Genomic DNA, 25,127 nt, shown 5'->3' on the forward strand with positions numbered 1-25,127 from the left:
CGATTGCATGATATCGAACAGGTTCATCATCGACGCTTCTCCCCGGCCGGCCGTTTGGCTCGATGCCTAGGATGACGATAGCAGGGTGTCCTTGCCTGGCAAATCGATCGTGGCGCTGGGCTGCGCCGCCTTGCGTTCCAGCCTCGTGATGCCGCGGAAGGCGAAGACCAGCGCGAGCACGCCGAAGGCGACGGCGCCCAGCGCCGAGCCGGCGAGGGCGCCCTTCGGCCCGGCGAGATGGGCGCCGAGGATGGCGAGAGGCATGGTGCCGAGCGTGGCGCGGCCCCAGCTGAACAGCGTCGACAGGAACGGCATGCCGAGATTGTTGAAGGCGGCATTGGCGACGAAGAGCATGCCGACGAAGATCCACATCGGCCCGGCGATCAGGCAGAAGAACAGGACGAGCTCGGCCGTCAGCCCCGTCGCGTGGAAGGCGGAGACGATGGCGCCGCGGAAGACGAAGAGCAGCGCCCAGGAGACGAGGACGGAGGCCCCGGCGAAGATCGCCGCATCGGTCAGCCCCCGGCGCATCCGGTCGAAGCGCCCGGCGCCCCAGTTCTGGCCGAGGATCGGCCCAACCGCGCCCGACAGCGCGAAGAGGACGCCGAAGGCGACGGGCACCAGGCGGTCCATGATCGCAAGCGCCGCCACCGCCGCATCGCCGAAGCGTGCGACCACTCCGGCGAAGACGGCATTGGCGATCGGGTTCGAGAGATTGGTCAGGATCGCCGGCCCCGCGATGGCGAAGGTCCGGGCGCTGTCCTGGCGGATGAAGGCGAGGCGCGGCCGCGCGATCATGTCGTGCACGACGACGCAGCCGTGGAAGCCGATGGCGCAGATGATGATCCGCGCCAGCACGATCGCGATCGCGGCGCCGTCCGGCCCGAGCCCGAAGCCGAAGATCAGCAGCGGGTCGAGCCCGGCGGTGACGATGCCGCCGCCAAGCGTCACGAACATCGCCCGCCTGGCGTCGCCGATAGCGCGCAGGATGCCGGAAAAGCCCATGCCGACCGCCATCAGGATGTTCGACGGCAGCACGATATGCAGGAAGGAGAGGGCGACCGCATGCGACTGGTCATGCGCGCCGAGAAGCGTCAGCAGCCGGGGCAGCAGCGGCAGGGCGACAAGCGACAGGACGAGCGCGACGATCGCCGAGAGCGCCATGGTCGAGGCCGCGATGCGCCGGGCCGCCGGACGGTCGCCCGCGCCGACGCTGCGCGAGGTCAGCGCGGTGACGGCGATCATCAGGCCGACATTCACCGAGACCATCAGGTAGAGCACGATCGTGGCGAAGCCGACGCCGGCCGTCGCCTCCGGCCGTCCGAGCCAGGAGACGTAGAGCAGCGACAAAAGGTCGACGACGAACACCGCCATCAGGCCGACCGAGCCCGTCGCGGTCATCACCGCGACATGGCGCATCAGCGGCCCCTCGAGGAAGACGGCCTGTGACGGCCGCGCGGTCGCCTCGCTCATCGCTCGGGCTCGCCGACGCCGCCGACCGCGATCTCGGCGCCGCCGTCCTCGATGACCTGCCGCGTCTCGGGCGTGAGCGGCTTCGACTTGCCCTTGGGCGCGACGAGCGGCTCGGGCGAGACGCGCGGCACGCGGTTGATCGCGGCGGCGAGCCCTTCGTGGAACTGGATTTCCATGCGCTGCGCGTCGCGGTCGCGGACATGGTCGATCACGAGCTCGGCCTCGTCGCGTGTCAGGCCCAGCGTTTCCAGGGTGACGCGGCCGAAGCCCAGTGCCGATTCGAAGGTCTCGCGCATTTGGAAGTCGACATTCGCTTTCATCAGCTCGATCGCATGGATGCGGTCATAGGCCCGCACATGCAGCCGCACGCTCGGGAATTCGGCCTTGACCATCTCGACGATCCGCAGCGCCGCCTGCTTGTCGTCGACGCAGATGCAGAGAACGCGCGCCTTGCCGGCGCCGGCCGCGCGCAGCACGTCGAGCCGCGTGCCGTCGCCATAGTAGATCTTGAAGCCGAACTGCGCGGCCGAGCGGATACGCTCGACATCGGAATCGATGACGGTCACCTCGATATGCTGAAGCAGCAGTGCCTGCGTCACGATCTGGCCGAAGCGACCGAAGCCGATCACCATCACCGGGCTGTCGCCGGCGCCTTCGTAATCCTCGTCCATCGTCGCCGGCTTGATGCGCGCCAGCAGCACCGCGTCGATCAGCTTGGCGACGACCGGGCCGAGCAGCATGCTGATCGCCGCGAGCGCGGTGACCATCGCCGCTTGCCGGGGGCTGAGCAGCCCGTTCGCGAGGCCGAGCGGTAGCAAGACGAAGGCGAATTCACCGGCGGGCGAGAGCAGGGCGCCGGCCCGTACCGCCTCGAGCCAGGACGAGCAGGACAGCCGCAGGATCGAGGTCACGACCGCGATCTTGAACAGCACCAGCAGGGGCGCGGCCAGCGCCAGCAGCAGCCAGTTGTCGGCGACGAGCCTGAGGTCGAGCGACATGCCGACCGCCATGAAGAACAGGCCGAGCAGCACGCCGCGGAAGGGCTCGATATCGGCCTCCAGCTCGTGCCGGAAATGCGAGTCGGCCAGCATGACGCCGGCCAGGAAGGCGCCCATCGCCATAGAGAGCCCGACATGCTCCATCAGCAAGGCCGAGCCCAGCACGATCAGCAGCGCGGCCGCCGTCATCACGTCCTTGGCGCCGGTATGCGCGAGGATGCGGAAGAACGGATTCATCACATAGCGCCCGGCCAGCACGATCAGCACGAGTGCGAGAAGTGCGATGCCGAGGCTCGCCAGCGCCATCATCGGGCTGCCGGCTTCCTGCCCGCCCGTGGTGGCGAGCAACGGCAAGAGCGCCAGCACGGGCGCGATCGCCATGTCCTGGAACAGCAGGATCGAGAAGGTGCGCCGGCCATAGGTCTCGTTGCCGTCGCCCCGCTCCTCCAGCAATTGCAGCGCGATCGAGGTCGCCGATAGCGCAAGCGAGACGCCGACCGCGATGGCGCCCGCCACCGACAGGCCGAAATACCAACCCGCGAGCCCGATGCCGCCGGCACTGAGCACCATCTGCGCCAGGCCCGAGCCGAGAATGTCCTTGCGCATCGAATAGAGCCGCGCGGGCTGCAATTCGAGGCCGACCAGGAAGAGCAGCAGCACGACGCCGATCTCGGCCGTGCCGCGGATCGCATCGGGGTCCTTGATCACGCCGAGGATCGAGGGGCCGATGACGATGCCGGCCGCGAGATAGCCCAGCACCGCCGACTGGCCGAGCTTGCGGAACAACGGGACGGCGATCACCGCCCCGGCGCAGAAGGTCAGGATCGGCGGGAGATAGCTGGCATGCGAGGCGGCGTCGGCCATGCGGAACTCAGGGTTTTGGAACGGGCTTGGCGGTCCGGCGCGACGCTCGGCGTGGCGGTCCGTCGCTCTATCTAGGCTTTCGACGACGATCCTGCGAGAGGCAATCGGTGATCAGGACGGCCTGCGCGATTTCGCTTCCTTGACATCGCCCCGATCCCGCCGAAAGAAGACGCGGACCGATCGGAGTTTCCCCTGCGCGTGACCAAGCCGCCGCTCGACATCCTGCTTTGCGCCCCGCGCGGTTTCTGCGCCGGGGTGGTGCGCGCCATCGACGCCGTCGAGAAGGCGTTGAAGCTGCATGGCGCGCCGGTCTATGTCCGCCACGAGATCGTCCATAACAAATACGTCGTCGAATCCCTGAAGCGGAAGGGTGCGGTCTTCGTCGCCGAGCTCGACGAGGTGCCGGACGAGACGCGTCCGGTGATCTTTTCGGCCCATGGCGTCGCCAAGGCCGTGCCGGCCGCCGCCAAGGCGCGCAATCTCTTCGCCATCGACGCGACCTGCCCGCTGGTCACCAAGGTTCATCGCGAGGCCGAGGTCCATCACAAGCGCGGCCGTCATATCCTGCTCGTCGGCCATGCCGGCCACCCCGAGGTGATCGGCACGATGGGGCAATTGCCCGAGGGCGCGATCACGCTGATCGAGACGCTGGAGGATGTCGCGACGCTTCAGGCGCCGGAAGGCCAGCCGCTCGCCTATGTCACGCAGACCACGCTCTCGGTCGACGACACCCGCGAGATCGTCGAGGCGCTGCAGGCTCGATTCCCGGAGCTGATTGCCCCGCACAAGGAAGACATCTGCTACGCCACGACCAACCGCCAGGAAGCGGTGAAGCGCGTCGCTCCGATGGTCGATGGGTTGATCGTCGTCGGCTCGCCCAATTCCTCGAATTCGCAGCGCCTGCGCGAGGTCGCCGAGCGCGCCGGCTGCCCGGTGGCGCGGCTCGTCCTGCGCACCGACGAGATCGACTGGTCGGTCTTCGGCGATATCCGCAGCCTCGGCATCACCGCCGGCGCGAGCGCGCCCGAAGTGCTGGTCGAGGAGATCATCGACGCTTTCGCCGCGCGCTATGACGTCCGCGTCGAGACCGTCTCGACCGCCGACGAGAACGTCTTCTTCCCGCTGCCGCGCGAATTGCGCGGCGAGGCGACGCCGGACGCGGCCGAATAATCCAAGAGAAGAGTACGATCGTGGCCGTCTATACCGAAGTGCCCGATGACGAGATGGCCGCCTTCGTGGCGCGCTACGGCATCGGCGATCTCCTCTCCGCAAAGGGCATCGCCGAGGGCGTCGAGAACTCGAACTACCTGATCCGCACGACGCAGGGCGCCTTCATCCTGACCCTCTACGAGAAGCGGGTGAATCCGGACGACCTGCCGTTCTTCCTCGGCCTGATCCAGCATCTCGCCGCGCGCGGCGTCATCTGCCCGCAGCCCGTCAGCGACAGCCGCGGCGAGATGCTCGGCCGCCTCGCGGGGCGCCCGGCGGCGATCGTCACCTTCCTCGACGGTCTCTCGGTGCGCCGCCCGACCTCCGCCCATTGCCAGGAGCTCGGCCGCGGCCTCGCGCTGCTGCATCAGGCCGGCGCCGATTTCACGATGGAACGGGTCAATGCGCTCTCCGTGCCGGGTTGGCGTCCATTGGCCGAGCAGGCCGGCCACGACGCCGACAAGGTCTCGCCCGGCCTCGCCAAGCGCGTCGCTGCCGAGATCGCCGTGCATGAGGCGCGCTGGCCGCGAGACCTGCCGCTTGGCGTGATCCATGCCGATCTCTTCCCCAACAACGTCTTCTTCATCGGCAGCCGGCTTTCGGGTTTGATCGACTTCTATTTCGCCTGCACCGACGCCTACGCCTACGACCTCGCGATCTGCTTGAACTCCTGGTGCTTCGAGGCCGACGGCTCGTTCAACCTGACCAAGGGCCAGGCGATACTCGCGGGCTACGAGAGCGTGCGGCTCTTGAACGAGGCGGAGGTCGAGGCGCTGCCGCAACTCTGCCGTGGCTCCGCCCTGCGCTTCCTGCTGACGCGCCTGGTCGACTGGCTGAACGTCCCGCCCGGCGCGCTGGTCAAGCCGCATGATCCGCTCGAATACGATCGCAAGCTCGCGTTCCACCAGCGCGTCGCTGACGCGCGCGAATACGGGCTGAAGCGATGAGCGGCGATACGGTCGAAGTCTGGACGGACGGCGCCTGCTCGGGAAACCCCGGCCCCGGCGGCTGGGGTGCGATCCTGACCTTCAACGGCGTCGAGAAGGAGCTTTCCGGCGGCGAGGCCCAGACCACCAACAACCGCATGGAATTGATGGCGGCGATCGCCGCGCTGGAGGCGCTGAAGCGCCCCGTTACGGTTGCGCTCCACACCGACAGCCAGTATCTGCGGCAGGGCATCACCGGCTGGATCCATGGCTGGAAGAAGAACGGCTGGAAGACGGCCGACCGCAAGCCGGTCAAGAATGCCGAACTCTGGCAGCGCCTCGAAGCCGCGCTCGGCCGCCACAAGATCGAGTGGAAATGGGTCAAGGGGCATGCCGGCGACGAGATGAACGAACGTGCCGATGCGCTGGCTCGCGCCGGCATGGCACCGTTCAAGCCCAATGCCAGATAACCGATAAGCTGTCGTCGGTTGGGGCTGCGGGATGATCGACCTGCCTGCGGCTGCTTGAGTCGATAACAGCGACGCCGGGTTTCTCGTGACGTTATTCCATGGGCGCTATCGGCATCGTCGATTATGGCGCGCAGAGCGCTCGGCTCAAAATATAAGTGAGCCGGAAGGTATTCTCTATTCAAGAAAAATATCGCCTGTTTATCGATATTTTATAGAATATGTTTTGCTTTATTAATAGAAATTGCTTCGTGCGTCCACTGTAGGAAAGAACTATCGCTGACGTAAGCGAATTAACCTTCGCATTTCTGAAGCGAATGGTGGAAACACAGCCGGGGCGTGCATCTAAAGTCTAGCTTCCGATAACGCAGAAGCCCTGCCTTGTGGCGAGAAGGGGCTTTGATCGCGACCCGAAGCCCCACAAAGCGCAACCCGTTGCGCGTCTGCGCGGGCGCGCGGAGTTCGGCACACACCCTCGACGGAGCGATCCATATCGTCGCGCTTCGGAAGAGGCGTCGACGGGAGCGTCGCGGGCCCCGGGGCGCCCATGCGTCCCGTCGCTGCCCTCGTGCATTGATGGGGCAGGGGCTGATGTCGATCAGTCACATCATCTCGCGAGCCCGATGGCGATGGAGTGACGATCGCTGGCGCCTCACCAGGCGGACAAGCCCCTGCGGTCTCGCGACCCAATCGGGATTTTTTCGAGAAGCGCGCGCCGCAAGGGCATGGGCGCGCGTTTCCAGAGGAGCCGTCCGCGCGTGAGCGTTCCGGGACGGCGCCGGAGTCCACGAGATCGAGGCCGGGCATGCAGGAGACCCTTGTTAAACGGCCCTCCGTCCTGTTGGGATCGGCTTCCGCGGGGGGAACGCTCGCAGCCATGCGCCACCTCGCCGGTTACGGCGTCGGCGTCAATATCATCGCCGATCACACATTCTGCCCGGCCGCGTGGTCGCGCTGTGCCACGCATCACTATGCCGGGCCGGTCGAAAGCGACAGCATGCGTTACCTCGACCGGCTGCTCGCGATCGGAAAAGCCGAGCCCGGCCAGGTGCTGCTGCCGACCTCCGACGAGCTGGTCTGGCTCTATACCTCCAACGCGTCGCTGCTCGCGCGTTATTTCCACCTGTATCAGCCGCCGATCGAAACCATCCGGCGCATCCTCGACAAGGCGCTGCTCGAAGAGGCCGCGCTAAGTGCCGGGCTTGCCGTCCTGCCGAGCTGGGACCCCCAGAATCTCGACGAGCTCGCCGAGATGGCGCCGCATCTACCCTATCCGGTCCTGATCAAGCCCCGGACCCATGTCCATCGCCTGCGAAACGACAAGGGCGTCGTCGTGCGTTCGCCGGCGGAACTGGTCGCCGAATATCCCCGCTTCCTCGCCCGCGAGCGCTACCGTTTCGACGACATGCCGCGTGCGCCGGATGCCGTGCGCCCTGTGATCCAGAAATTCGTCGAGATCGGGCGCGAAGGCGTGATTTCCATCTCCGGCTTCATCGGACGCAGCGCCGACGTGTTCGTGAGCCGGCGCTCCACCAAGATCCTGCAGCGCTCGCGGCCGGTCGGGGTCGGCGTGTGCTACGAGTCGTGCCCGGCCGAACCCGCCTTGTCCCAGGCGGTCCAGCGCCTCTGCCGCGCGCTCGACTATTTCGGGCTGTTCGAGGTCGAGTTCATCCTGCACGACGGCGCCTGGGCGGTCATCGACTTCAACCCGCGCCTGTTCAACCAGATCGGCCTCGATCTGCGCCGCGGGTTGCCGCTGCCGATGCTGGCTTATCTGGATGCGCTCGGCGAGGCCGAAGCCGTGCGTACGCTCGCCGCCGAGGCGGAGCACGAGGACCCGGCCGAGAAGGTCGTCTTCTGCGACACCTTCACGCTTCATGCGATCCTGCTGGCGCAGACGCTCTGCCTGCGCGCGCGCCCCCGGCATCTCGCGCATTGGCTGGCCTGGGCGGCGCAGAACCGCGCGCGCATGGTCCATCTGGCTTCCGATCCCGACGATCCGATGCCGGGCGTCATCCACATCCTGTCCGAGCTGTATCTCGGATTCCGGGCGGCGCCGCGGTTCGTGCGAACCATGCTTCCGTCCTCCCCCATGGTCGCGCGCGAGCTGTGAGCATGGGCAAGCAACTCGTTGCGATCATCGGCGGCGGTCCCTACGGCCTCTCGCTGGCGAGCCATCTCGCGGCCCGCAATATCGCGCACCGCATCTTCGGCCAGCCCATGGCCTTCTGGAGCCAGATCGCCAGCGCCGGGTCGCGGCGCTATCTCAAATCTTATTGCTTCGGGACGAACATCTCCTCGCCGCATCCCGGCGCGACCTTTGCGGACTACAACGAGCCGCTCGGCCTGGAGACCTTCGAGCCGTGCTCGATCGCGAATTTCGCGGCCTATGGCCGCTGGTTCCAGGAACGGCATGTCGACTGGATCGAGCCTGTCGATGTCGCGAACGTCTCCCGGCGGGGGCAGGGCTACCGCCTGACGCTCGACAATGGCGACGAGGTCGAGGCGACCGGGGTGATCGTCGCCACCGGCCTTTCGAATTTCGCGAAGGTGCCGCATGTCCTGCGGGCATTGCCCGGTCCGGTCGTCACGCACACGGCCAGGGTCGACAGTTTCGCCGCCTTCCAGGGCCTCGAGGTCGCGGTGATCGGCTCGGGCCAGTCCGCCCTCGAGGCCGCCGCGCTGCTCCATGAGGCCGGCGCGTCGCCGCGCCTGCTGGTCCGCAAACCCTCGACCTTGTGGATGACCCGCGGGAGCCGCACGCCGACGCTCTGGCAACGGGTCCGCTGGCCGATCTCGGCGCTGGGCGGCAGTCCGAAATCATGGGCCCTGATGCAGGTGCCCGGCGCGTTCCATCGGCTGCCGGCCTGCGGGCGCGCGCTCGTCCTGAAGAACTTCCTGCCGCCCGAGGGCGCGTGGTGGCTTCGCGAGCGGGTCGAGGCGCTGGTGCCGACCGAGCATGACACGGCAGTCGTCGAGGCACGGGCGATCGGCAATCGCGTGTCCCTGCGCTTGCGGCAAGGGTCGGACGGCAAGGAGCGCGAGCTGCTCGTCGACCATGTGATCGCCGGCACCGGCTATGAGGTGAATGTGGAGCGCATTTCGTTCCTCGCCCCCGAACTGCGCAGCACCATCGCCCGGCAGGGCTCCGCGCCTCGGCTCGACTCGTCCTTCCAGTCCTCCATCCCCGGGCTGCGCTTCGCCGGTCCGGCCTCCTCGATGAGCTTCGGCCCGGTCTTCCGTTTCGTCGCGGGGGCCGAGTACACCGCACGCACGATCGCAGCCGCCCTGTCCCGGCCGGCGGGCGCCCGCGCATGAACGCCGCCGGCCTGCCCGTCATCGTCCTGCCGGGTGCGAGCGGCCATGCCCCGGATTGCGCGCCGTTCTGCGCCGATCCGTCGGACCGGGAGCGTTTCGTCGCGCTGCGCTACCCGAGCTGGCAGAGCTATGCCGGCGCCGGCCTCAGCGGAGATGCTCTGGTCAACGCTCTCGCAGAGGATATCAGGCAGCGAGTTCCGCAGAGCCCGGTCGTGCTGCTCGGCGTTTCGATCGGTGGGCATTTCGCCTATGCGACCGCGCTACGTCTCGAAAGTCTCGGCTGCTCTGTCGCGGGTTTGTGCATCATCGACGCCGGCACCATCGCGGTCGCGCGATCGGCGCATTGGAAGGCTCGCCTCGTCGCCGATGCGGCCGATCTTCTCCGCCGCGGGCGTCCCGGCGCCGTCCTGCTCCTGGCCCGGCATCTCGCCTGGCGCGGCCTGTTTCGCCTCGCCGGAGACCGCCTGCCTGCGCTGGCGCGAGACCATGCCGCGCTGCTCAACCGGATCGGCATGCTCGATTCGATTTTTGCGGAAGAGCTGAGCATGCGGCTCCTGATCCGAATCACGGCCGCCTGGATGCCAGGTCTCGACGATCACGCAACGCATTTGCGGGCGCCGGCCGTCCTGCTGCGCACCGGCGTGACGGCATCGAACGACAATGTCTGGCGTGGGCGCTGCCCGAGCCTGCGCATCATCGACATCCCCGGCAATCACGAGACGATGTTCGAGGCCGAGAATGTCGGCGCACTGCGTTCGGCCTTTCTGGCTGCGACCGCGGAGTGGAATGGCGCCATCCAGGCGGCTCGGTGAAAGCGCGGCAGCCGCGCCTTCCGAGCGGCTGCCGGGGTCAAGCTCGGGACCACCGCGTGTTTCCGGGCTAAGGCGTCGGGCTATGCAGGTAGTGGGTCAGGCGCAGGAGCGGTCGCATGCCGAGCGCTTCGGCCAAGCGGATCGAGGCGATATTGTCCTCATGGACCTGGTAGCGCGCCAGCAAGCCGCGCCGGCCCAATTCATCGAGCGCTGCGCCGACGACGCGCGATCCGAGGCCGCGCCCGCGCCGGTCGGGCCGCGTGACCACGCCGCCGATCTCCCAGACATTACCGTGGCTTTCGAAGGCGAAGCAGACGGAGAGCGGGTCGTCGCCGGAGTCGATCAGGCAGGTGAAAGCCCGCCCATCCGCCAGCAGCGGCGAGAGCCATGCTCGCTCGTGTTCCTGCGTGCGATAGAGCGCGTACATCGCATTCGTGGCGCCGTTCGCGACGAGGGCGCCACCGTGATCGGGACGGCGTTCGGGCGATGTGAACGACAGGAAGCTGGTCTTGCGCAGGAGCGGATAGCGCCGCTGGACTACATCGCGCTCGGCGGCGCTGCCGAGTTTGAAGACGATGCCGCCATCGGCCGGAAGCTCGGCGAGCAACGCTTCCGTCAGTGCGGCGTCGTCACTGCGGAGCAGGGCGGCATGGGCCGCGGTCGGATAGGCCTTGCGATCGTAGTCGCTGGCCGCGGTATCGAGCAGGACGAGCGTCGCCGCGCCGAACTCCGAGCGCCGCTGAAACGCTCGAGTATGCGCGGTAAAGGCCGCAAGATGCTTCAGCAGGACGACATTGCCGAGCGGATCGGCGCCGAGCCGCTCGACGATCTCATCCCTGTCGCGGATCGCGATCACGATCGCACCCGGCTTGCGCCTCAGCCGAGCGGCTGGCGGTAGACGATGAAGCCGGACTTGTCCGCGACCTTGTCGTAGAGCGCCTGTCCCTGCAGGTTGGATTCATGCGTCTGCCAGTAGACGCGGAAGCAGTTCTTCGCCCGCGCCATCTGGTTGACGGCCTCGATCAGCTTGCGGCCGACGCCGGTGCCGCGCGATTCCGGCACGGTGAACAGGTCCTGGAGGTAGCAGATCGGCTTCTCGCTCCAGGTCGTGCGGTGGATCACCCAGTTGACCATGCCGAGCGGCTTGTCGCCCTCGAAGGCGAGGAAACCGCCCATCGGCTCCTCGCCGCCGGTCAGGCGCCCGAAGGTGATCGCGTCGATCTCCGGCGGCAGCGTCGCCTTGTAGAAGGTCAGGTATCCCCGCCAGAGCGGCGTCCAGGCATCCCGGTCGGTCGCGGCAAGCGGGCGAATGGTGATCTCGGCCATCGGGTAATCTCCTCCGGCCCGGAAGCTAGCCGGGGCTTGCCGGCTTGTCTCATGACAAGCGCAGATCGGATCGATCAACCGGGTTGGTTCGATGCGAGGAAGCGCTCGACAGCGCTGGCGCTCAGAGCTTGAGCAGGGTCTTCCCTCCAGAGATCGAGAATGATGGCTGCCAGGCGGGCTCTTGCCCGCCGCTGCTGCTGGCCACCGACGGTGCTGACGCTGTTCACCGCGCTCCAGGCTGCGTCGAAGGCGCCAGCCAATTTTGCCAGCTCCGCAGGTTCGGCAACGAAGCCTTGAAACGGCATGTCCTCACCCATGCGCCAAAGAGGTGGAACAGCTTAAGGGGTGGTGTACTGCTCGCAATGTCAAAAGCTGGGTCCGCTTACGACCCTTTGCAGACATCCCGGAGTGGCAACTAATGGCCTAGGAAGCCGTTTTATCACCAACCCTGATCAGGAAGGCTTCGCGTTCTGCGAGCATCTCTTTCTCACTTCGAACGACAACGTCTTCGTAAAGTTCCGCAGCCGTCAGCGTTTTGCCATTCTCAAGGATCGTTATGCGCTTAATGGCTTCAGACGGGCGCGGCATCATCACGCGCTCCGTGCCAAACCACCAATTCAGCATTTTTTGGAACAAGCTCATGGCCTAAAGCTACATATCGGAGGTTAATGCCGAGCTTCGAGAAACGTCAGCTTCCGACCCTTTGCAGACATTGCCCTATCCGGGCAGCCCACAAAAAAGCCCGCGCATCATCTGCGCGGGCTCCGATTTCTCTCCGTGCCCTGAGGCTCAGAGCTTGGCGAGCATCGCCTCGGCGCCGGAGGCTTCCGCCTTGCCGGCGGCTTCCTCGACGCTGAGCACCTTCACCACCCCGTCCTCGACCAGCATCGAGTAGCGCTGCGAGCGGGTGCCGAGGCCGAAGCCCGAGCCGTCCATCGAGAGGCCGATCTCCTTGGCGAAATCGGCGTTGCCGTCCGAGAGGAACTCGATCACGCCGGCACCGCCGGTCGCCTTCGACCAGGCATCCATGACGAAGACGTCGTTGACGCCGGTCACCATGATGGCGTCGACGCCCTTGGCTTTGATCTCGGCCGCCTTCTCCAGGAAGCCGGGCAGGTGGTTGCGGTGGCAGGTCGGGGTGAAGGCGCCGGGAACGGCGAAGAGCACCACTTTCTTGCCGGCGAACAGGTCGTCGGTCGTGCGCGCGGCCGGGCCGTCGGTGGTCATGACGCGGAACGTCGCCTGGGGAAGCTTGTCACCCACTTTGATGGTCATGAGCCTGTCTCTCCGTGAAGCCTGCGGCCGAAAGGGCCGCCCGGCTTCAGGGATTACGGCTTGCCGGCGGGGATGTCGAGTTCCAGCCGCGTCTCGATCGGCCGTGGCGTACCGCGCACGGTGAAGATCAGCGGGATCGGGCCGGCCGCGCCCTTCGGCCGCTCGTCGATCCGGATCTGCGCGAGGATGGTGCCGTCCGCCTGTGCCGCCAGCCGGGTCTTGCCGAAGGACCACATGCCGGACCCTTCGACGAAGACGTCCTGGATGCTGCCGTCCGGCGGCGGCTGCAGGATGAGCCGCAGGCCGGGGTCGACCACGCTGTCGTCCGGCCCGGCCTCGACGATCGCGATCTTCTCCTTGTGCGGGCCGGGCTTGGCCGGAACCGGCACGCGCGCCTCGTAATCTTCGAGGCGTGGGGAAGTCACCGTCGTCACGCCGGGTTCGAGCCAGAGGCTGGCCTCGCCCTTGGCGGGAATGCAGATCTTCTCGCAGACGGCATAGTCGAGCTTCAGCACGACGAGGACGGGCCGCGACGGATCGACCGGCTGGACCGAGATCGGGATCACGACCTCGCCGACATAGCCGATCGAATAGCCGGCCGAATCCTGGAAACGTTCCGGCACGGGCCAACGCACGTCGAGCCCGCCGATATTGGTCGAGCCGGACCAGTCGAAGGCCGGCGGCACGCCGAATTGCCCGGGATTGCGCCAATAGGTCTTGTAGCCCGGCGACATCACGATCTCGACGCCGACGCGCTGCTTGCCGGCGGCCGTGGTCGGGCCGGCGATCAGGCGCAGCTTTGCATGCTCGCTCGCCGACCAGGGCGAGAACGCAGCCTCCGTCGCCGCCTCCTGGGCACGGGCGGCAGGGCCGAGCGCCAGGGGCAGCAGGGCCAGCAAGGGAAGAATGCGGTTCACGGCCCAGCCTTTAACGATTGCGAGCCTGAAAAGCGAACAAAACCTGTCTTCCTCCGCCGGTCCACGCTGATGCGACACATCGGTAGTTTCGCGCAGGATTGGGGCGCAATGGGGATGCGGGCCGCATGCCGGGCGGATGCACGCGAACGTGATCCGGCCAAGCCGGCCCGCGCGGCTTCTGCGCCCTTCGAGATGGGTCGGCTTCAGCCGAGCCTTGCCGACAAGCCTTGCCGATCCGACCCGACAGCCTCTAGCATGGCCCCATGAAGATCGGCTCACAATCGCGCGCCAGCGGCCGCTCCTATCTCGACGGGCAATGCCTGATCGCGATGCCCGGCATGGCGGATACACGCTTCAGCCGCAGCGTCGTCTATGTCTGCGCCCATTCCGAGGACGGGGCGATGGGCATCATCGTCAACAAGCCGGCGGGCGACACGAAATTCCCGGAGCTGCTGGTCCAGCTCGACGTGATTCCCTCCGAGGAGGTGATCCGCCTGCCGAGCCGGGCGGAACGCATGCAGGTGCTGCGCGGCGGCCCGGTCGAGACCAAGCGCGGCTTCGTTCTGCACAGCGCCGATTTCTTCCTGGAATCGGCGACCCTGCCGATCGACGAGGGCATCTGCCTGACGGCGACGCTGGATATCCTGCGCGCCATCGCCAATGGCGACGGGCCTGAGAATGCGGTGCTGGCCTTGGGCTATGCCGGCTGGGCCGCAGGGCAGTTGGAGGCCGAGATCCAGTCGAACGGCTGGTTGCACTGCGCTGCCGATCCAGAACTGCTCTTCGACGAGAGCGTCGAGACCAAGTATCAGCGCGCGCTCGGCAAGATCGGCATCGACCCGGCCTTCCTGTCGCGGGAGGCGGGGCACGCCTGAACGGAAGTCTGGCCGTCATTCTCGGGCGGAGCGAAGCGCAGACCGGAGAATCTCTGGCAGGATAGGACGCCGTTCCGTCCAGAGATGCTCGGGTCAGGCCCGAGCATGACGCTCTGGTTGCTACGCCGCCTCAGTCGCCGCAGCCGCGGCGGCGCCCATCAGCCGCCGCGCTTCCGCCGCCGTCATCGGCTGGCCGAAGATGTAGCCCTGCGCGTACTGGCAGCCGAGCTGGTAGAGCTCGATCGCATCCGACTCGCTCTCCGCGCCCTCGGCGACGACGTCCATGTGGAGGTCGGCGGCGAGCTGCACGATCGAGCGCAGGATCACCGGCGGGCGGCCATTGCCCATCTGGCGCACGAAGCTCTGGTCGATCTTGATCGTGTCGAACGGGAAGCGCTGCAGATAGGACAGCGAGGAATAGCCCGTGCCGAAATCGTCGAGCGAGAGGCCGGCGCCGAGATCGCGGATGCGCTGCAGCATCTGTGCGGCATATTCCGGGTTCTCCATGACGAGGCTCTCGGTGATCTCGAGCTTCAGCGTGCCCGGCAGCACGCGCCGGCGCCCGAGCACCGTCTTCACGTCATGCAGCAGGTCGTGGCGCAGCAACTGCCGGCTGGAGACGTTGACGCTGGCGAAGATCGGCGGATCGACTTCGAGCGCCGCCTGCCAGGCCTCCAGCTCGCGCGCCGTCTTGTCCATGACATAGACGCCGAGATCGACGATCAGCCCGGTCTCCTCGGCGATGGCGAGGAAATCCTGCGGCATCAGCCGGCCTTCGCGCGGATGGTCCCAGCGCACCAGCGCCTCGAAGCCCGCGATGGTGCGGTCCTCCAGCCGGACGATCGGCTGATACATGACCTGGATCTCGTTGCGCTCGATCGCGCGGCGCAGGTCGCTTTCCAGCGCGAGGCGGTCGTTGCGGTCGGTCCGCATCGCCGGCACGAAGACCTCGATCTTGTTGCCGCCCTGGCGCTTGGCATGGGCCATGGCGAGCTCGGCATTCTTCAGCGCGTCTTCCTTGCGCGAGGCCGGCGCGGGATCGAACAGGGCAAGCCCGATCGAGGGCGTCAGCACGATCTCGCGCTCGGCATAGGTGATCGGCGTCGAGACGGCGCGGCGCACCAGCTCGGCCAGGGCCAGGATGCGCTCGGGATCGCGCTCCGAGACAAGGATCATCGCGAAGGTGTCGCCGCCGATGCGGGCGAGCGTATCCTGCGCCCGCAGCAGGCGGCCGAGACGGCGCGCCAGCGTCAGCAGGATCGAATCGCCGGCCGAGAAGCCGACGGATTCGTTGACCTGCTTGAAGCGGTCGACATCGATGACGAGCACGGTCGGGCGGATATTGTCGTCGGCGCGGGTGAAGCCGAAGATCGCACCCAGCCGGTCCTGGAACAGCTTGCGGTTCGGCAGGCCGGTCAGGTTGTCATGGACGGCATCGTGCAGCAGGCGCTCCTGCGCGGTGCGCTGCTCGGTGACGTCGGCGAGCGTGCCGATGACGCGGATGACCTCGCCGTCCGAGCCTATGACCGGCCGTGCCTTGACGTTGACCCAGTGATAGGCGCCGCTGGCGGCGCGCAGGCGCAAGTCGAGATTGAGTTTGCCGCGGCGCTGTTCCAGCACGGCATCGAGCGTGACGCGATAGCGGTCGCGATCGGCGACATGCATATGCTCCAGCCAGCGCGCGGCCGAGCCTTCGAGCGAGCCCTTGGGCAGGCCGAGCAGCGTCTCGATCTGCGGGGAGACGAAGACCTTGTCGGAGCTGACATCCCAATCGAAGACGAGATCGCCCGAACCCGACAGCGCGAGCGCCCGCCGTTCGGTATCGGAGACCAGCCCCTGCGAGATCGCGCCGCCTGCGAAGGCGTGCTGGATCACGGTGAAGCCGATCAGCAGCACGATCAGGACGAGGCCGCCGAGCAGGGCAGGCGCCACCAGATCGCGCTGGAACTGCCCGGTCACGGTGAAGCTTGCGGCCGTCACCCAGACGGCCAGCAGGAACCAGGTCGGGATCAGCATCACCGCCCGCTCATAACCATGCGTGGCGAGATGCACGACGAGGATGAAGCCGATCGCCGCCACCGCCGCGATCGAGATGCGCGCGATGCCGGACGCCATCGGAGCGTCGAAGACGGCAAGGCCGATCAACCCGGCGAGGCCGAGGATCCAGAGCAGCGTGACGTGGCCGTAGCGCACATGCCAGCGTGACAGGTTGAGATACGCAAAGAGGAAGACGAGCAGCGTCGCCGCCAGCACGACCTCCGCGCCGGCGCGATAGATGCGTTCGATCGCCGGCGTCAGCGGGAACAGGCGCTGGAAGAAGCCGAAATCGAGGCCGGCATAGGCCAGCACCGCCCAGGCCAGCGCCGCCGCGGCCGGGAAGATGACCGCGCCCTTGACCACGAAGATGATGGTCAGGAACAGCGCCAGCAGGCCGGCGATGCCGATGATGATGCCCTTGTAGAGCGTGAGCCCGTTCGTCTTCTGCCGATAGGCCTCGGCCTCGTAGAGATAGAGCTGCGGCAGGTTCGGCGACTTGAGCTCGGCGACGAAGGTCACGGTCGTGCCGGGGTCGAGCGTGATCAGGAAGACGTCGGCATCGGGGCTGGCTTCGCGATCGGGCGCGAGGCCCTGGCTCGCCGTCACCGCCTCGATGCGCTTGTCGCCGAGATCGGGCCAGATCACGCCGGAGCCGATCAGCCGGTGGAAGGGGGCGACCAGCAGACGGTCGATCTGCTCGTCGGAATCATTGGTGAGCGCGAACACGATCCAGTCCGGGCGCGCACCGGACTCGCGCGCCTTCACGGCGATGCGGCGGACGATGCCGTCCGGCCCCGGCGCGGTCGAAATCTGGATGACGTCGCCGTCCGACTTGTTGCGCTCGACGACATTGGTCAGGTCGATCACGGGGGCGTCGACGGGGACGCGGACGGCCTCGACGGCCTGGGCCGGCGCCGCAGCAGCGAGGCAGAACCACAGGACGAGGCCGGCCAGGGCGAGGCCGGCCCGCAAGATGCGCTCGGAAATGGACAAGCTGTGCTCGGCTATCAGGCGGGAAGCGATCATTCGACGTTTAACGAAAAGCCCTATCGGCCGCTCATGGCAAGGGCAAGGCGAAGCAGGCCTGTGGTCAACCGCCGCAGTCACGGCCTATGTCCGGGCAGGGCATCGGTGGAAAGGACCGCGTAGAGCAGGTGGTCGGCCCAGTTGCCGTTGATCTTGAGATAGGCCCGTGCCAGCCCCTCGTGCTGGAAGCCGACACGCTCCAGCAAGCGCCGCGAGGGCTCGTTATTGGGCAGGCAGGCCGCCTCGACGCGGTGCAGGGCGAGGTCCGAGAAGGCGAAGCGCACCGCGCCGCGCACGGCTTCCGTCATATGGCCCCGGCCGGCATGGCGGTGCCCCATCCAGTAGCCGAGCGTGCAGGCCTGGGCGACGCCGCGCCGGATCAGCCCGAGTGTCAGCCCGCCGAGCAGCGTCTCCGTGCCGGTTTCGAAGATGAAGAGCGAATAGGCTTCGTCGGTCGAGATTTCGCGGGCGGCGCGCTTGGCGCGCAGGCGGAACGAGGCGCGGGTCAGGTCGTCCTCGTTCCAGGTCGGCTCCCAGGGCGTCAGGAATTCGCGGCTTTCCATGCGCAGCACCGCCCAGGCCGCGTGGTCGCTGGCCTGAGGGGCGCGCAGATAGAGGTTCGGCGTCCGGATCAGCGGGCGGCTCGGCGGCTCGCTCGGGAAACGGAAGAGTGCCATTGCCGGTCAGTCCGCCGCCCGGGCCGCCTGGCGCAGGCGCTTGGCCGGCGGCAGGCCATGGGTTGGGCCGACCGCGGCGATCGTTGGCTGGTGTCCGAGCAGGGACCGGCCCGCAGCACGCACGTCGTCGAGCGTCACCGCATCGAGTCGGGCCGCAAGCTCCTCGCGCGGGATCGCGCGGCCGAAGAGCAGCACCTGCCGCGCCATCTGCTCCAGCTTGCCGCCGGGGCTTTCGAGCGAGGCCAGCAGGCCGACCTTCATCTGGGCGCGGGCGCGGGCGACTTCCGCCTCGCTGACATCCTCCGCCGCCTGGCGCAGGCAGCCGAGCGCGACCTCGATCAATTCGCCGGCATCTTCCGGGGCCGTCCCGGCCCCGATGCCGAAGACGCCGCAATCGGAGAAGGGCCAGTGGAAGGCGTCGATCGCGTAGGCGAGGCCGCGCTGTTCGCGCACCTCCTGGAACAATCGCGACGACAGGCCGCCGCCGAGCACCGAGGCGAAGATCTGCAGCGGATAATGCGTGCCGCCGGTGAAGGACAGGCCGGGCAGGCCGAGCACGAGATGGACCTGCTCCTCGTCGCTGCCGATGCGCGCTTCGCCGCCGCGATATTCGCCGGCTTCGCGGGCGAGGGGCGTGGCCGGGGCCGCCGGCAGTTTCGACAGATGCTCCTTGGCGAGCGCCACGAGCTCGTCATGGTCGACGGCGCCGGAAGCCGCGAGCACCATGTTGCCGGCGTGGTAGTTGCGGGCGAGATAGGCGCGGATCGCGTCGGGCGTGAAGCCCTTCACCGTCTTGGCGGTGCCGAGGATCGGCCGGCCGATCGGCTGGTCCGGGAAGGCGGCCTGCAGGAAGCGGTCGTAGACGAGATCGTCGGGCGTATCCTGAACGGCCGATATCTCCTGCAGGATCACGCCCTTCTCGCGCTTCAATTCCTCCTCGGTCAGGGACGGCGAGGTGATGATGTCGGCGAGGATATCGACGGCGAGGCCGAGGTCGGAGCCGAGCACGCGGGCGGTGTAGCAGGTATATTCGACGGAGGTCGCAGCGTTCAGGTCGCCGCCGACGCTCTCGATCTGCTCGGCGATCTCCAGCGCGCTGCGCCGCGCCGTGCCCTTGAACGCCATATGCTCGAGCAGATGGGCAAGCCCGTGCTCGTTCGGCAGTTCGTCGCGCGCGCCGGCGCCGATCCAGATGCCGAGCGAGACGGTCGCGGCATGGTCCATGCGCTGCGAGACGACGCGCAGGCCCGAGGGCAAGGTGGTCAGCGCGACATCGGGGTCATGAGGGCCTTCCGGCCGCGCCGGAGCCGCCAGCTCGGCCTCCTCGATCGGGGCGGTCGCGCTCACGCTGCAGCCCCGCGAACGGCCCGCGCATGCTCGCGCACGAAAGCCTCGATCGTGCCGAGATCGTTCGGCAGCAGCGTCACGCGCTCCTTGCGCTCCATCAGGTCGGCAAGATGGGCGGGAAGCACCGGCTCGACGCCGCTCGCAGCCTTCACCGCCGCCGGGAACTTGGCGGGATGGGCCGTGCCGAGCACGACCATCGGCGTCGCCGGATCGCGCTTCAGCGCCTGCCGGGCCGCGCCGACGCCGATCGCGGTATGCGGATCGAGCAGATAGCCGGCCTCGGTCCAGCTCTTCCTGATCTCGTCTGCGATCTCGTCCTCGCTCTGCGAAGCCGCGTCGAACTCGCTGCGGATGCGCTGAAGCGGCTCGGGCGCGATCTCGAAGCGGCCGGATTGCTGCAGCGATTGCATCAGGCGGCGCACGGCGGCACCGTCGCGCCCATGCGCCTCGAACAGCAGCCTCTCGAAATTCGAGGAGATCTGGATATCCATCGAGGGCGAGGTCGTCGCCTGGACGCCGCGCATCTCATAGGCGCCGGTCTCCAACGTGCGCGCCAGGATGTCGTTGCTGTTGGTCGCGATGCCCAGCCGCTCGATCGGCAGGCCCATCTGCTTGGCGACCCAGCCCGCGAGGATGTCGCCGAAATTGCCGGTCGGCACTGTGAAGGAGACCTTCCGGCCGGGGCCGCCGAGCGAGACGGCCGCCGTGAAGTAATAGACCACCTGCGCGGCGATACGGGCCCAGTTGATCGAGTTGACGCCCGAGAGCCCGATCTCGTCACGGAAGGCGTGATGGTTGAACATCGCCTTCACGAGGTTCTGGCAGTCGTCGAAGGTGCCTTCGACCGCGATCGCGTGGACGTTGTCGGCATCGACCGTGGTCATCTGCCGGCGCTGCACGTCCGAGACGCGGCCCTCAGGGTAGAGGATGAAGACGTCGACGCTCTTCAGCCCCTTGAAGGCGTCGATGGCGGCGCCGCCCGTGTCGCCCGAGGTGGCGCCGACGATGGTCGCACGCTGGCCGCGCTGGCCGAGCACATGGTCCATCAGGCGCCCGAGCAACTGCATCGCCACGTCCTTAAAGGCGAGCGTCGGGCCGTGGAACAGCTCCAAAACGAAGAGGTTGTCGCCGATCTGCGTCAGCGGGCAGACGGCCGGACGGCGGAAGCCGGCATAGGCCTGCCGGATCATGCCGGAGAGAGCGCTGCTCTCGATATCGCCGTCGCTCAGCGCGCCGAGCACGCGCTCGGCCACCGCCGTATAGGGCTTGCCGGCGAAACCGGCGATGTCCGTGGTGGAGAGCTTGGGCCAGCTCTGCGGCAGGTAGAGCCCGCCATCACGGGCGAGCCCGGTCAGCAATGCGTCGGAAAAGCTGAGCGCCGGGGCTTCACCCCGGGTGGAAACATGCAGCACGATCGTGGCCTCGGTGATCTCAGCCTGATGCTATAGGCCGGTCCGGCGCATTCGGCAAAACCGTTGAAGGTTCAGTTCGCCGCGGAGCCCTTCCGCGCCTGCCAGAGCCAGGCGGCGAACACGCCGAGCAGTGTCAGCGCCAGCCCGAACCAGGTAAGCGCATATTGCAGGTGATTGTCCGGAATGCGCTCGATCAGCTCGCGGACATCGACCCCGGCGGGCGGGGTCATGCCGTCGCCCTCGCGGGCGGCTTCCAGGTAGAACGGCGCGAGCGGCTGGCCGAGGGAGGCCGCAATCGCGGCGGGGTCGCGCGTGTAGAACTCGCGGATCGCCGGCAGGTCAGCGGGGGTGAAGCTGTTGCGGGTCTCCGGCGCCCGCAGGAAGCCGGTGACGGTGTCGAGGCCGCGCGCCGGGCCGACCTGGCCGAGGCGGCTCTCCGGCACGAAGCCGCGATTGACCAGGATGACGCCGCCGTCCTCCAGCTTGAACGCCTGGAAGATCCAGCGTCCGAAGCCCGAGAGCTGGCGGCTGCCGGGCGGGCCGGCGGCGATGGTGGTGCGCACGCCGGCGATCCGGTCGTCGAGATAGCTGCCCTTGGCGACGACATGGGTGAGGTCGAGCGCGGCGGGATCGAGCTTCGCCCAATCGGCGCTTGGCGGCATCGGTGCCGGCGCGCCCCCGGCCTGCTGCTGGAGGCGGTCAATATAGGCATGCTTCTCGCCCATGCGCTCGAGCTGCCAGGCGCCGAGCGTGCACAGCACCAGCGTGCCGATGACGGTCAGCAGGGTGGGCAGCAGCAATCCGGGTTTGCGGGGCGTGGGGACGGTCACGGCGGTCACGATTCGCGCCTGCCTTCCTCGGCCTTGTGGGCGTATTGCAGGGCCACCGCGAGCCCCTTCATCGGCCGGAGCAGGCCGAGGCAGAGCACGATGGCCAGCGGCAGCCAGATCAGCATGTGCAGCCAGATCGGCGGTTCATAGGCGATTTCGACATAGAGCGCCGCACCCAGCACGATGAATCCGGCGATCAGCATGATGAACACGGCCGGGCCATCGGCCGAGTCGGCGAATTTGTAGTCGAGGCCGCAGGCATTGCAGCGCGGCTTCAGCTTGAGGAAGCCGTCGAACAGCGCGCCCTCGCCGCAGCGCGGGCAGCGGCCTGCGAGCCCCGTCGAATAGGGGGAGGGCGGTGTGGGTTCAGGACCGGGCATTGCAGCCTCCGAAACAGGAAAGGCGGCCTCGCGGCCGCCTTTCAGACGTTGACCGCGAGAGCGCGGTAGAGCGTGGAGATCAGTGTCCGGCGGCCGGCGCGCCGGCGCCCCAGACATAGATCGCGGCGAACAGGAACAGCCAGACCACGTCGACGAAGTGCCAGTACCAGGCGGCGAACTCGAAGCCGAGATGCTGGTCCGGCTTGAAGTGGCCGAGATAGGCCCGGTACAGGCAGATCGCCAGGAAGATCGTGCCGATGATGACGTGGAAGCCGTGGAAGCCCGTCGCCATGAAGAAGGTGGCGCCGTAGATGTTGCCCTTGAAGGCGAAGGTGGCGTGCGAATACTCGTAAGCTTGGCACAGCGTGAACAGCACGCCGAGGATCACGGTCAGCCACAGCGCCTGCTTCAGGCCGGCGCGATCGTTGTTGATCAGCGCGTAATGCGCCCAGGTCACGGTGGTGCCGGAAGTCAGCAGGATCAGCGTGTTGAGCAGTGGCAGGTGCCAGGGATCGAAGGTCTCGATGCCCTTCGGCGGCCAGTGACCACCAGTGAAATCGTAACGGAGATAGTTGATCTGCTCGTAGGAGAACAGGCTGGCGTCGAAATAGGCCCAGAACCAGGCGACGAAGAACATCACCTCGGAGGCGATGAACATGATCATGCCGTAGCGGTGATGGATCTGGACGACGCGGGTGTGATGGCCCTCGCGCTCGGCCTCGCGGATCACGTCCATCCACCAGGCGAGCATGGTGTAGAGCACGCCGAGCAGGCCGACGCCGAAGACGAGCGGGCCGAGATGCATGCCGCCGATCGGCAGCGCCTTCATCCACATCACCGCGCCGATCGCCATGATCGTCGCGCTGGCGGCGCCGACGAGCGGCCACGGGCTCGGATCGACGAGGTGGTAATCGTGGTGCTTCGTATGGGCCCCGGCCATCGTATTCAGTCTCCGCGTACGGCGTCTTGTCCGCGCTCGTGGTCTAGCGTGGTTCTACAGTTTCGAATTGCCCGCGTCACCCTTGACGGGGCCGGCCTTGTCCTCCGCGACGGGCTGGCCCGACTTGGAGGCGAAATAGGTATAGGACAACGTGATGGCGTGCACCCCGTCGAGCTCGCGGTTATCAGCGATTTCGGGGTCGATATAGAACACTACCGGTGCCTCGAAGCTCTCGCCGGGCTTCAGCGTGTGCTCCGTGAAGCAGAAGCACTGGATCTTGACGAAATAGGCCGCGCCCTTTTCGGGCGCGATATTGTAGGTCGCAACGCCCGTGACCGTGCGGTCCGAGCGATTCGTCATCTTGTAGAACACGGTCTGGGTCGCGCCGACCTTGACCTTGATCTCCGGGCTCTCCGCCTCGAACCTCCAGCCCAGTCCCGGCGCGACATTGGCGTCGAAGCGCACCGACATCGTCCGGTCGAGGATCTTGCCGGCGCCGGCCGTGCCGACCATCGGCGTGCCGCCGAAGCCGGTGACCTTGCAGAACAGGTCGTAGAGCGGCACCGCCGCGAACGACGCGCCGAGCATGCCGAAGGCGACGCCGGTGCAGATCAGCGCGGTGCGCGCCGGATTGCCCTTGCGCGGCTGGGGGGCGGGCTGCGTCATCACAGCGGCCGGTTCATGATCGCGGGGCCGGTCTTCACCAGCGTCACCACGAAGAAGAAGATCACGAGCCCGGCGAGCACCAGCGCCAGCGCGATCGAGCGGCGGCGGCGGCGGGCCATGTCCTCGGGCGAGAACGGGGCAGGGGGGGGCTGCGGCGGGCGCTGATCGCTCATCCCAGCACCTTCGGCAGGGCCCACATCAGGCCGAAGCCGTTCTCGACGAGCAATACGGCGAACAGCAGGAACAGGTAGATGATCGAGAAGCCGAACAGCGACCAGCAGGCCTTGGTCGCGGCCGGGCCTTCGGTCCGCAGCCAGACCTGGATCGACAGGCCGATCATGACAAGGCCGGTCGTGACGGAGACGACGAGATAGAGCAGGCCGCCGAAGCCCATCAGCGCCGGCAGCACGGCGACGGGCGCCATGATCAGCGAATAGAGCACGATCTGACGGCGGGTTGCGGCAGGGCCGGCGACATTCGGCATCATCGGGATGCCGGCGCGGGCGTAGTCGCCCGACTTGACCAGGGCCAGCGACCAGAAATGCGGCGGCGTCCACAGGAAGATGATCGCGAACAGAACCAGCGAATGCCAGCCGAAATCGCCGGTCACGACAGCTTCGCCGATCATCGGCGGGAAGGCGCCGGCCGCGCCGCCGATCACGATGTTCTGCGGCGTCCAGCGCTTCAGCCACATCGAATAGACGACGGCGTAGAAGAAGATCGTGAAGGCGAGCATCGCCGCCGCCAGCGCGTTGGCGACGAGGCCGAGCACCAGCACCGAACCGATCGACAGCGTCAGCCCGAAGGCCAGCGCCTCGGAGGGCAGGATCCGGCCCGACGGAATCGGCCGCTTGGCGGTGCGGCTCATCAATGCGTCGATATCGGCGTCGTACCACATGTTGAGGCAGCCCGACGCACCGGCCCCGACCGCGATCGCCAGCAGCGCGGCGAGAGCGAGCACCGGATGCACCGAGCCCGGCGCAGTGGCCATGCCGGTCAGCGCCGTCACAATGACCAGCGACATCACGCGCGGCTTCAGCAGCGCGAAGAAATCGCGCGCTTCGCCGGTTGAGGCGGTCAGGCTCTCGGTGCGGGTTTCGAACGCAGCAGACATCAGTCCAATCGTCTTCGTACTCGTGAACGGCGCCCGTGGGCGCAGGGTCTTCGCGGCGATGGTGCCGCCCGTCTCCGGAACGCCCTAGGGCGCTCGGGGGAGGCGGCGGCGCTGTCTCTTATACACATCTCCGAGCCCACGAGACTCTAGGCGCGATCGCGTATGCCGTCTTCTGCTTGAAAAGGGGGGGGGGGGGGGGGGGGGGGGGGGGGGGGGGGGGGGGGGGGGGGGGGGGGGG

At 67.4% G+C, this 25,127-nt stretch carries 25 protein-coding genes; 7 read left to right on the forward strand and 18 right to left on the reverse strand.

Translation table 11 applies throughout. The features are described from left to right. Window positions 1-66: 66 nt before the first annotated feature. Both JHD80_RS20955 and JHD80_RS20960 read right to left on the reverse strand, forming a co-directional pair. Window positions 67-1,473, reverse strand: a complete 1,407-nt coding sequence (locus JHD80_RS20955; RefSeq protein ID WP_199091444.1) for an MATE family efflux transporter — start codon at window positions 1,471-1,473, stop codon at window positions 67-69. Beyond that, entirely contained in the window at window positions 1,470-3,335 is a 1,866-nt protein-coding gene (locus JHD80_RS20960; RefSeq protein ID WP_199091446.1) for a monovalent cation:proton antiporter-2 (CPA2) family protein, read from the reverse strand. The genes JHD80_RS20955 and JHD80_RS20960 overlap by 4 nt, the downstream gene beginning before the upstream one ends. Before the next feature lie 198 nt (window positions 3,336-3,533). Between JHD80_RS20960 and ispH the strand changes: the two genes are divergently transcribed. The 6 genes from ispH (at window position 3,534) to JHD80_RS20990 (ending at window position 10,067) form a co-directional block, all read left to right on the forward strand. Next, a complete protein-coding gene (ispH, locus tag JHD80_RS20965; protein ID WP_199091448.1) occupies window positions 3,534-4,505 on the forward strand; it encodes a 4-hydroxy-3-methylbut-2-enyl diphosphate reductase in 972 nt (323 codons plus the stop codon). Between the two features lie 20 nt (window positions 4,506-4,525). After that, window positions 4,526-5,491, forward strand: a complete 966-nt coding sequence (locus JHD80_RS20970; RefSeq protein WP_199091450.1) for a homoserine kinase — start codon at window positions 4,526-4,528, stop codon at window positions 5,489-5,491. Then, window positions 5,488-5,940, forward strand: a complete 453-nt coding sequence (gene rnhA, locus JHD80_RS20975; protein WP_199091452.1) for a ribonuclease HI — start codon at window positions 5,488-5,490, stop codon at window positions 5,938-5,940. Before JHD80_RS20970 ends, rnhA begins: the two co-directional genes overlap by 4 nt. 874 nt (window positions 5,941-6,814) lie before the next feature. After that, complete coding sequence (locus JHD80_RS20980) at window positions 6,815-8,050, forward strand: ATP-grasp domain-containing protein (RefSeq protein ID WP_248311699.1); 1,236 nt, start codon at window positions 6,815-6,817, stop codon at window positions 8,048-8,050. A gap of 2 nt (window positions 8,051-8,052) precedes the next feature. Then, window positions 8,053-9,255, forward strand: a complete 1,203-nt coding sequence (locus tag JHD80_RS20985; protein ID WP_199091456.1) for an NAD(P)-binding domain-containing protein — start codon at window positions 8,053-8,055, stop codon at window positions 9,253-9,255. Next, window positions 9,252-10,067 (forward strand): thioesterase domain-containing protein, encoded by an 816-nt coding sequence (locus JHD80_RS20990; RefSeq protein ID WP_199091458.1) that lies wholly within the window; start codon window positions 9,252-9,254, stop codon window positions 10,065-10,067. The genes JHD80_RS20985 and JHD80_RS20990 overlap by 4 nt, the downstream gene beginning before the upstream one ends. A gap of 67 nt (window positions 10,068-10,134) precedes the next feature. On the opposite strand, the gene JHD80_RS29320 is transcribed toward JHD80_RS20990, so the two are convergent. From JHD80_RS29320 to JHD80_RS21020, 6 genes are all read right to left on the reverse strand, one after another. After that, on the reverse strand, window positions 10,135-10,923 hold the full coding sequence (locus tag JHD80_RS29320) for a GNAT family N-acetyltransferase (protein ID WP_199091460.1): 789 nt from the start codon (window positions 10,921-10,923) through the stop codon (window positions 10,135-10,137). Window positions 10,924-10,943: 20 nt separating this feature from the next. Continuing rightward, window positions 10,944-11,393: a GNAT family N-acetyltransferase gene (locus tag JHD80_RS21000; RefSeq protein ID WP_199091462.1), complete on the reverse strand. Its 450-nt coding sequence runs from the start codon at window positions 11,391-11,393 to the stop codon at window positions 10,944-10,946. Between the two features lie 74 nt (window positions 11,394-11,467). Continuing rightward, the gene (locus JHD80_RS21005) at window positions 11,468-11,698 is read right to left on the reverse strand and encodes a hypothetical protein (RefSeq protein WP_199091465.1); all 231 of its coding nucleotides are present in this window, start codon (window positions 11,696-11,698) and stop codon (window positions 11,468-11,470) included. Between the two features lie 118 nt (window positions 11,699-11,816). Then, window positions 11,817-12,035, reverse strand: a complete 219-nt coding sequence (locus JHD80_RS21010) for a hypothetical protein (RefSeq protein ID WP_199091467.1) — start codon at window positions 12,033-12,035, stop codon at window positions 11,817-11,819. Between the two features lie 147 nt (window positions 12,036-12,182). After that, window positions 12,183-12,668: a peroxiredoxin gene (locus JHD80_RS21015; RefSeq protein WP_199091469.1), complete on the reverse strand. Its 486-nt coding sequence runs from the start codon at window positions 12,666-12,668 to the stop codon at window positions 12,183-12,185. A 53-nt stretch (window positions 12,669-12,721) separates the two neighbouring features. Next, on the reverse strand, window positions 12,722-13,585 hold the full coding sequence (locus JHD80_RS21020) for a protein-disulfide reductase DsbD domain-containing protein (protein ID WP_199091471.1): 864 nt from the start codon (window positions 13,583-13,585) through the stop codon (window positions 12,722-12,724). 263 nt (window positions 13,586-13,848) lie between these two features. Here JHD80_RS21020 and JHD80_RS21025 point away from each other — a divergent pair, with 263 nt between their 5' ends. Then, entirely contained in the window at window positions 13,849-14,460 is a 612-nt protein-coding gene (locus tag JHD80_RS21025) for a YqgE/AlgH family protein (protein ID WP_199091473.1), read from the forward strand. A gap of 120 nt (window positions 14,461-14,580) precedes the next feature. Here JHD80_RS21025 and JHD80_RS21030 read toward each other — a convergent pair whose 3' ends face one another. The 10 genes from JHD80_RS21030 to JHD80_RS21075 form a co-directional block, all read right to left on the reverse strand. After that, window positions 14,581-17,523: an EAL domain-containing protein gene (locus JHD80_RS21030; RefSeq protein WP_199091475.1), complete on the reverse strand. Its 2,943-nt coding sequence runs from the start codon at window positions 17,521-17,523 to the stop codon at window positions 14,581-14,583. 77 nt (window positions 17,524-17,600) lie between these two features. Next, window positions 17,601-18,200 carry a GNAT family N-acetyltransferase gene (locus tag JHD80_RS21035; RefSeq protein WP_199091477.1) on the reverse strand — a complete coding sequence of 200 codons (600 nt, stop codon included), beginning with the start codon at window positions 18,198-18,200 and terminating at the stop codon, window positions 17,601-17,603. Window positions 18,201-18,206: 6 nt separating this feature from the next. Beyond that, window positions 18,207-19,514: a M16 family metallopeptidase gene (locus JHD80_RS21040; protein WP_248311703.1), complete on the reverse strand. Its 1,308-nt coding sequence runs from the start codon at window positions 19,512-19,514 to the stop codon at window positions 18,207-18,209. 29 nt (window positions 19,515-19,543) lie between these two features. Then, window positions 19,544-20,959 (reverse strand): threonine synthase, encoded by a 1,416-nt coding sequence (gene thrC, locus JHD80_RS21045; protein ID WP_199091479.1) that lies wholly within the window; start codon window positions 20,957-20,959, stop codon window positions 19,544-19,546. Window positions 20,960-21,030: 71 nt separating this feature from the next. After that, complete coding sequence (locus JHD80_RS21050) at window positions 21,031-21,798, reverse strand: SURF1 family cytochrome oxidase biogenesis protein (protein WP_199091481.1); 768 nt, start codon at window positions 21,796-21,798, stop codon at window positions 21,031-21,033. After that, on the reverse strand, window positions 21,795-22,169 hold the full coding sequence (locus JHD80_RS21055) for a DUF983 domain-containing protein (RefSeq protein WP_199091483.1): 375 nt from the start codon (window positions 22,167-22,169) through the stop codon (window positions 21,795-21,797). Before JHD80_RS21055 ends, JHD80_RS21050 begins: the two co-directional genes overlap by 4 nt. 79 nt (window positions 22,170-22,248) lie before the next feature. Continuing rightward, entirely contained in the window at window positions 22,249-23,109 is an 861-nt protein-coding gene (locus JHD80_RS21060) for a cytochrome c oxidase subunit 3 (protein ID WP_199091485.1), read from the reverse strand. 54 nt (window positions 23,110-23,163) lie between these two features. Then, entirely contained in the window at window positions 23,164-23,775 is a 612-nt protein-coding gene (locus JHD80_RS21065; RefSeq protein ID WP_199091487.1) for a cytochrome c oxidase assembly protein, read from the reverse strand. Then, complete coding sequence (locus JHD80_RS21070) at window positions 23,775-23,948, reverse strand: hypothetical protein (protein WP_199091489.1); 174 nt, start codon at window positions 23,946-23,948, stop codon at window positions 23,775-23,777. The genes JHD80_RS21065 and JHD80_RS21070 overlap by 1 nt, the downstream gene beginning before the upstream one ends. Next, window positions 23,945-24,889: a heme o synthase gene (locus JHD80_RS21075; protein WP_199091491.1), complete on the reverse strand. Its 945-nt coding sequence runs from the start codon at window positions 24,887-24,889 to the stop codon at window positions 23,945-23,947. The genes JHD80_RS21070 and JHD80_RS21075 overlap by 4 nt, the downstream gene beginning before the upstream one ends. Window positions 24,890-25,127 lie beyond the last annotated feature (238 nt).

The organism is Allobosea sp. ASV33, assembly GCF_016428755.1.
Lineage (GTDB): Bacteria > Pseudomonadota > Alphaproteobacteria > Rhizobiales > Beijerinckiaceae > Allobosea.